The 7646-nt window shown below is 69.1% G+C and carries 6 protein-coding genes; 3 read left to right on the top strand and 3 right to left on the bottom strand.

The genetic code is table 11. From position 1 onward, the window contains the following. Positions 1–11: 11 nt before the first annotated feature. The gene (locus tag MJ797_RS04525; RefSeq protein ID WP_239332101.1) at positions 12–875 is read right to left on the bottom strand and encodes an exodeoxyribonuclease III; all 864 of its coding nucleotides are present in this window, start codon (positions 873–875) and stop codon (positions 12–14) included. 193 nt (positions 876–1068) lie between these two features. Between MJ797_RS04525 and MJ797_RS04520 the strand changes: the two genes are divergently transcribed. The 3 genes from MJ797_RS04520 (at position 1069) to MJ797_RS04510 (ending at position 3424) form a co-directional block, all read left to right on the top strand. Beyond that, entirely contained in the window at positions 1069–1377 is a 309-nt protein-coding gene (locus tag MJ797_RS04520; protein ID WP_239332099.1) for a hypothetical protein, read from the top strand. 309 nt (positions 1378–1686) lie between these two features. Next, entirely contained in the window at positions 1687–2277 is a 591-nt protein-coding gene (locus MJ797_RS04515; protein ID WP_239332097.1) for an NADAR family protein, read from the top strand. A gap of 247 nt (positions 2278–2524) precedes the next feature. Then, positions 2525–3424 carry a universal stress protein gene (locus MJ797_RS04510; RefSeq protein ID WP_239332095.1) on the top strand — a complete coding sequence of 300 codons (900 nt, stop codon included), beginning with the start codon at positions 2525–2527 and terminating at the stop codon, positions 3422–3424. On the opposite strand, the gene MJ797_RS04505 is transcribed toward MJ797_RS04510, so the two are convergent. Both MJ797_RS04505 and MJ797_RS04500 read right to left on the bottom strand, forming a co-directional pair. Then, positions 3415–5916, bottom strand: a complete 2502-nt coding sequence (locus MJ797_RS04505) for an RNA helicase (RefSeq protein WP_239332093.1) — start codon at positions 5914–5916, stop codon at positions 3415–3417. The two genes, MJ797_RS04510 and MJ797_RS04505, sit on opposite strands and share 10 nt — an antisense overlap. A 72-nt stretch (positions 5917–5988) precedes the next feature. Continuing rightward, a complete protein-coding gene (locus MJ797_RS04500; protein WP_239332091.1) occupies positions 5989–7623 on the bottom strand; it encodes an ABC-F family ATP-binding cassette domain-containing protein in 1635 nt (544 codons plus the stop codon). Positions 7624–7646: the final 23 nt, after the last annotated feature.

Raw genomic sequence — 7646 nt, 5'->3', positions numbered from 1 at the left:
GGGTCAGCCGGTCAGCCGGTCAGCCGGCGGCGCTGCGCGCGCGGGGAGGGTGGGGAGGGCGGCGGGACCATCGGGCCGATGTCCCCATCCGGTGCCTCGTCAATGTCGACGACCACCGGTGCGTGGTCGGATGCGCCTGTGCCCTTGCGGGTCTGCCGGTCAACCCAGACCGCTCGTACTCGCTCGGCGACCGGGCCGCTGGCAAGGGCGAGGTCGATGCGCATTCCCTTGTTCTTCGGGAACATCAGCGACCGGTAGTCCCAGTAGGTGAAGATCTGTTCGTCCGGCCACCGTTTGCGTGTGACGTCCACCAGGCCGAGGGCGGTGAGCTCCCGCAGGGCCTGTCGCTCGGCCTCGGTGACGTGGGTGGCGCCGACGAAGTCGGCCGGGTCCCATACGTCGGCGTCGGTGGGAGCGATGTTGAAGTCACCGCAGGCGAGTACCGGCGTGGTCGTCAGGGCTTTTTCCACGCATACCCGTAGCGCGGCGAGCCAGTTGATCTTGTAGGTATAGTGCGGATCGTCCACTGCCCGGCCGTTTGGCACATAAAGCGACCAGACTCGGATGCCACCGCAGGTCGCGGCCAGCGCCCGGGGTTCTGGCCCGGGAAAGCCGGGAGCGTCGGCGAGTCCCCGCTCGGTGTCGCCCAGGCCGACTCGCGAGAAGATCGCGACGCCGTTCCATCGGCCCTCCCCGTGATGTGCGACGGTGTAGCCGCGCCGGAAGAGATCTTCATCGAAGAGCTCCAGGAAGGCGTCATCGGAAAGCTTGGTCTCCTGTAGGCAGACCACGTCCGGCTGGACCCGGTCCAACCATTCGATCAGACGCGCCTGCCGTGCCTTCGCCGAGTTGATATTCCACGTCGCTACTCGCACCACCCGACGTTAGCCGGCTCGTGCCGCCCTCGGCCGAGGCGGTGTCCTCAACCGGACTGTTGTGAATCGGCGCGGTCGCGTTGGATGCGGCGTTGCGGGCGGATACCGTCACCGGGATACCGCGGGCGGATGCAGGCGGCGCGCGGAACACCCGGAGAGGGGGCTGCCCGTGGCTCGCGACAGGCTCTTACCGATGCCGCGGCCGGTGGTGACGGTGGCGGTCGCCACCGGGCTCGCCGGGCTTGTCGGGCTCGTCGGTTGTGGCTCGGTGTCGCAGGAGACGAGGCAGGCCGGTACCAGCGCGGTCTGTGCCCAGATCGACGCGCGGTCCGCCGACATCCGCGCGAGCGCGCAGACAGCCCGCTTGGCGGCTCTGGTCGTACGTGATCTCGCGCCGGACGGGGACATCCGTGATCTTGCTGATCGTGTCTCGCGGAACCCGGGAGAGATCAGCCTGAGGGGGCGGCTCGCAGACTGGGTCAATGACACATGCGCACGATGACAGGTCCGTAACGGGGATCATATAACAAAGATCTTCCACGCGGGCAAGGGCCCTTCTGACAAAGGTCTCACCGATGCAGTTGTCATGCGACTTGCAGATCGTAGCCCTCTTCCTACCGCCGGTACCGCAACGTTGCGCCGGGCGTCCCGCGCGGCGTTCGTCGGTTCAACGCGATCGGCGGTCACCGTCCCGGCCGGCTGAAACGCGGCCCCGGCCAGCTGAAGCACCGTCCCGGCCGGTTGAGGGCAGGGGTGGTCCGACTGGTGGGAATGCCGTTGAAGGAGAGGCGACTCGTGCGACCATCAGGCCGTGACCACGCCGGCGAACGCCTCCCAGGTCGAGGATCTGGTCCTGCTGGAACAGGCCGGGCACGCGCTGGATCTCCTGTTTTTCTGGGGGCACCATCCACCGCGGGGCAGTGGCCGTGGCGTCGGCGTGGGCTGTCTGAGCCAATGGTGGCCCTCCGCGTTCACTGTGGACGGTCTGCGTTATCCGACGGCTGAGCATTTCATGATGGAACGCAAGGCCCGGCTGTTCGGCGACGTGGCCGCGGCACGGGCGGTTCTCGCCGCGGCTGATCCGGCAGCCGCGAAAAAGCACGGCCGGCAGGTCCGCGGTTTCGATGAGGCAGTGTGGAGCGAGTGCTCCTTCGACATCGTGGTCCAGGGCAACGCCGCGAAGTTCGACCAGCATCCGCCGTTGCGTAATTATCTGCTCGGTACCGGCGAGCGGGTACTGGTGGAGGCCAGTCCGCTGGACCGGGTGTGGGGGATCGGCCTGACCGCTGACGACATACGTGCGCAGGCTCCGTCAGCCTGGCCGGGACGCAATCTTCTTGGTTTTGCGCTCATGCGGGTCCGGGCGATGCTGCGCGCGTCCACCTCGAGCGCGTCCGGGTAACGCGACCACCCTCCTCCCCGGACAGGGGCTCCCGCCGGAGCCTGACACCGCGATTGTGACCAGCGCCTCGCCGGTGCTTCCGCGCGGCCGCGCCAGGTATCCGCCGCCAGGCAGCCGTGCCAGGCAGCCGAGGCAGGCGTTTCCAGTAGACGTCTGCGCCACTGTGTCCGGATGCTCCCGGCACCCGGGCGCCCTCAGCGTAATGATCAAAACGAGCGGCGCCCAGAGCGGTGTGGGGAGGACGGCAATGACAGACGGTAGTATTTTCGCACGGCCAGGGATCGTTGCCGGGGTGGACGGCTCGCCTGGTTCTGTCGAGGCACTGCGGTGGGCCTGGCATACCGCGGCCATGCATCGGCGCTCTGTGACCGCTGTGCTGGCATGGACTGCGGACGGCCAGCCCAGGACCGTTCACCGGCAGGCGTGCGTTACTGATCGCGACGGGCTGACCGCGACGGCGGCTGCGGTTCTCGACTCGGCGGTTGCTCGGCTCCCGGCCTGCCAGCCACCTCCCGCGGTGGTCCGGCGGGTGGTCCACGAGCCCGCGGTGATCGCCTTGCTGGCGGCGTCGAAGCACGCGCCGATGGTGGTCGTGGGCTCGTGCGATCATGGTCTGCTTCATTGCTCTCCCCGCGGGTCGGTGGGCCAGGCGGTCGTCCAGCACGGCGCGGTTCCGGCCGTCGTCGTGCGGGGGCGGGGTTTCGGTGTGCCCGGCGACCGCCGGCCGGTGGCTGTCGGTGTGGACGGTTCGCCATCGTCGCTGGCCGCGCTGGCGTGGGCGGCCCGTGCGGCGACATACCGTGATGTACCGCTACGGGTGATACACGCGCTGGAGGTCGCGTCCACGCCCTATCCGGAGTTTCTCGCCTCGTCCGGCCGAGCTCTTGTCGATCAGGCAAACGATGTACTCGACGATGCGCTCGACAAGGGGCTGCGGGACGTTTCACCACGGCTGTGCGTCAGCAGCGAGGTGGTCGTCGACTCGGCCGCCCGTGCCCTGCTGCTGGAGTCCACGACCTCGCAGCTGCTGGTGATGGGCGCCCGCGGGCACGGGGGCTTCGCTGAACTCCTCCTCGGCTCCGTGAGCGATCAGTGTGTCCGCTACGCGCTCTGCCCGGTCGCGGTCATCCGCCCGCCCTACAGCTGATCGACGGCGGTGACGTGCAGCACGGCGGCGCCGGCTTCGTCCGAGGCGGCAAGGTCCACCTCGGCGCTGATGCCCCAGTCGTGGTCGCCGGCCGGATCGTCGAAGATCTGCCGAAGCGTCCAGCGTCCCGGCTCGGTGTTGATGATGAGGAGTCCCGGTCCGCGGGCGTCGGGCCCGGTGCCGATCTCGCCGTGCAGGTCGAAGTACGGCTGGAGGGCCTGTGCCCACCGGTCGCGGTCCCAGCCTGCGTCGGCGTCGAGCGCGCCGAGATCGTCGTAGCGGCGCAGCGCGGCCAGCTCCACCCGACGGAACAGCGCGTTGCGGACGAGGACCCGGAACGCGCGGATGTTGGTCGTCACCGCGGGCGGCCGTTCGTCGATCCGTGCCGAAGGCGCGTCCGGCGTCGGGTTGCGCAGCTGCTCCCACTCGTCGAACAGGCTCGAGTCGACCTGCCGGACCAGCTCGCCCAGCCATTCGGTCAGATCGGTGAGCTCCTCGGTCCGGGCGTCCTCGGGCACCGTCTGCCGCAGGGCCTTGAAGGCATCGGCCAGGTAGCGCAGGAGCAGCCCCTCGGAGCGGGCCAGGCCGTAGAAGCCGATGTACTCGACGAAGGTCATGGCTCGCTCGTACATGTCCCGGGCCACCGATTTGGGCGCGAGCTCGTGATCGTCGACCCAGGGATGGCCACGCCGGTATATCGCGAACGCGGCACCGAGGAACTCGTCCAGCGGCTTGGGGTAGGTGACGGCGTCGAGCAGCTCAAGGCGACGCTCGTACTCGACGCCGTCCGCCTTCATCTGGGCGACGGCTTCACCGCGGGCCTTGAACTGTTGCGCGGAAAGGACCTGGCGTGGATTGTCCAGCGTGGCCTCGATGATCGACAGAACATCCAGCGGATAGCTCGGCGAGCCCCGGTCGAGCAGCTCGAGCGAGGCGAGCGCAAAGGGCGACAGGGGCTGATTGAGCGCGAAGTCGAGTTGCAGGTCGACGGTGATCTGCACGGTGCGTCCCGTCTCGTCCGGGGTGGCGAGTTTCTCGACGATGCCGGCGGCGAGCAGCGCCCGGTAGATGGCGATGGCCCGGCGGATGTGCTGGCGTTGCGCCGGACGCTGCTCGTGGTTGTCGGTGAGCAGGTGCCGCATGCCGGTGAAGGCGTCGCCGGGACGGTTGATCACATTGAGCAGCATTGAGTGGCTGACGGTGAAACTCGACGTCAGGGGCTCGGGCTCGGCGGCCACGAGCCGTTCGAATGTCGGCACGCCCCAGGAGACGAACCCCTCCGGCGGCTTCTTGCGGACGATCTTTCGCCGTTTCTTCGGGTCGTCGCCGGCCTTGGCCAGGGCGCGTTCGTTCTCCACCGTGTGCTCGGGCGCCTGCACGACGACGGTGCCGACCGTGTCATAACCGGCCCGGCCGGCCCGGCCGGCGATCTGGTGGAACTCCCGGGCGCTCAGGTGGCGGGTCCGGGTCCCGTCGTACTTGGACAGCGCGGTGAACACGACCGTGCGGATCGGTACGTTGATCCCCACACCGAGAGTGTCGGTACCGCATATGATCTTCAGTAGCCCGGCCTGGGCGAGCAGCTCCACCAGCCGCCGATACTTGGGGAGCATGCCGGCGTGGTGGACACCGATGCCGTGGCGGACCAGGCGGGACAGGGTCCTGCCGAACCCCGCGGTGAACCGGAACCCGCCGATCATCTCGGCGATGGCGTCCTTCTCCGCCCGGGTGCACACGTTGATGCTCATGAGTGACTGCGCCCGTTCCAGCGCCGACGCCTGGGTGAAGTGAACGACGTAGACAGGCGCCTGGTGGGTGTTCAGAAGCTCTTCGAGCGTCTCGTGCAGCGGGGTGGTCACGTAGTGGTGGAACAGCGGCACCGGGCGCACAGCGGAGCGGACGACCGCGGTGGGACGGCCGGTCCGGCGGGTGAGGTCCGTTTCGAACCGGCTTACGTCACCCAGGGTCGCCGACATGAGGATGAACTGCGTGCGGGGCAGTTCCAGCAGCGGCACCTGCCATGCCCAGCCCCGGTCGGGGTCGGCGTAGAAGTGGAACTCGTCCATCACGACCTGGCCGACGTCGGCGTCGGCACCGTCGCGCAGGGCGATGTTCGCCAGGATCTCGGCGGTGCAGCAGATGACGGGAGCGTCCTCGTTGACAGCGGCGTCCCCGGTCATCATCCCGACACGGTCCGTCCCGAGCGTGGCGCACAGCGCGAAGAATTTTTCCGACACCAGCGCTTTGATGGGCGCGGTGTAGAAGCTGCGCTGTTTGTGGGCCATCGCGGTGAAATGGGCACCGGTGGCCACGAGGCTCTTGCCGGACCCGGTCGGGGTGGTCAGGATGACGTTGGAACCGGAGACCACTTCGATGAGCGCCTCGGACTGCGCGGGGTACAGGGCGAGCCCCTGGCCCTGCGCCCACGCGGTGAACGCGTCGAAGATATCGTCGGGCTCCGGAGTTGCGGGCAGCTGGTCGGCGAGCGTCATGGTAAATCCGATGGTGCCTGACGGATCGCGGACCCGGGGCCGCGACGGCCGGCGTTTTCAGGGCCGGCGCCTTCAGCTCCCCTCGACGACCTGACCAGCCGTGACCTGCCACTGACGCGTGGTGTGGACCACCTCGAGCATGCGGCGGTCGTGGGTCACCAGGAGCAGGGTGCCGGTGTAGTCGGCCAAGGCCGCTTCCAGCTGCTCGATCGCGGGGAGGTCAAGATGGTTCGTCGGCTCGTCCAGCACCAACAGATTGACCCCGCGTGCCTGCAGCAGCGCGAGCGCCGCGCGGGTGCGTTCGCCGGGTGACAGGGTCGTGGCCGGCCGTTTCATATGATCCGCTCGCAGGCCGAACTTGGCCAGCAGCGTCCGCAGGTCGGCGGTGACCAGCTCGGGCAACAACCGGGCGAGGACGTCGAGAACCGGGGCGTCGACGGTGAACAGCGCTCGAGCCTGGTCGACCTCGCCGACCAGCACCCCGGAACCGAGCGACGCCCGGCCACCGTCGACCGGCAGGTGGCCGAGGATCGCCGCCAGCAGCGTCGACTTGCCGGCTCCGTTGGGCCCGGTGATGGCCACCCGGTCGCCCCAGTCCAGCCGCGCGGTCACCGGTCCCAGGGTGAAGCTGCCGCGACGTAGGACCGCGTCGGTCAGCACGGCGACCACGGCACCGGAGCGCGGGGCCGCCGCGATCCGCAGCTCCCATTCCTTGCGCGGTTCAGGGACGACTTCCATGCGTTCGATCAGGCGTTCGGTCTGCCGGACCTTGGCGGCCTGCTTCTCCGACGTCTCAGCGCGCAGGTTTCGCCCGATCTTGTCGTTGTCGGTGGACTTGCGGCGGGCGTTCCGCACGCCCTTGTCCATCCAGGTCCGTTGGGTCTGGGCGCGTTCGGTCAGCGCGCCGCGACGGTCGGCGTACTGCTCATAGGCCTCCCGGGCGTGCCGCCGGGCCACCTCCCGTTCGTCGAGGTAGGCCTGGTAGCCGCCGCCGAAGAAGCTGACCTGTTGCTGCGCGAGATCCAGCTCCAGCACCGCGGTGACGGTACGGGCGAGAAATTCCCGATCATGGCTGACGACCGCCACCGCGGCCCGCAGCCCCGTGACGAACGTCTCCAGCCGGGCCAGCCCGTCGAGGTCGAGGTCGTTGGTCGGCTCGTCGAGCAGGAAGACGTCGAATCTGCTGAGCAGCAGCGCGGCGAGCCCCGCGCGGGCCGCCTGGCCACCGGACAGCGCCGTCATCGGCACGTCCAGGTCGATCGTGAGCCCGATGTCGGCCGCCACCACCGCCGCGCGTTCGTCGAAGTCGGCGGCCCCCAGCGCGAGCCAGCGGTCCAGCGCTGTCGAGTAGGTGTCGTCCGAACCGGGCTCCTGACGGGACAGGGCGGCGGCCGCGTCGTCCAGCCGGCGCCGGGCGTCGGTCACGTCAGCGCGCCGGGCGAGGAAGCCATGCACGGTCTCGCCGGGACGGCGATCGGGCTCCTGCGCGAGGTAGCCGACCGAGGCCGTCGACGGGGTGCGTACCACCGTGCCGTGCTCGGGGCTGGCCAAACCCGCGAGCATGCGCAGCAGGGTGGACTTGCCCGCGCCGTTCGCCCCGACCACTCCGATCACATCGCCTGGGCCGAGCACCAGATCGACCTGGCTGAACAGCGCTCGCCCGCCGTATCCGGCAGCCAGGCCCTTGGCGACGAGGGTGGCGTTCACACCCAGACGTTACCGGCACCGCC

The organism is Protofrankia sp. CiP3 (assembly GCF_917627345.1).
Lineage (GTDB): Bacteria > Actinomycetota > Actinomycetes > Frankiales > Frankiaceae > Protofrankia.
The sequence above is the reverse complement of the archived record's forward strand: the minus strand, read 5'-3'. Positions and strand labels throughout refer to the sequence as shown.

Coding starts and splice junctions, on each gene's coding strand:
- MJ797_RS04520 (WP_239332099.1), top strand. CDS start 1,069: ATGCCGCGGCCGGTGGTGACGGTGGCGGTCGCCACCGGGCTCGCCGGG.
- MJ797_RS04510 (WP_239332095.1), top strand. CDS start 2,525: ATGACAGACGGTAGTATTTTCGCACGGCCAGGGATCGTTGCCGGGGTG.
- MJ797_RS04505 (WP_239332093.1), bottom strand. CDS start 5,916: ATGACGCTCGCCGACCAGCTGCCCGCAACTCCGGAGCCCGACGATATC.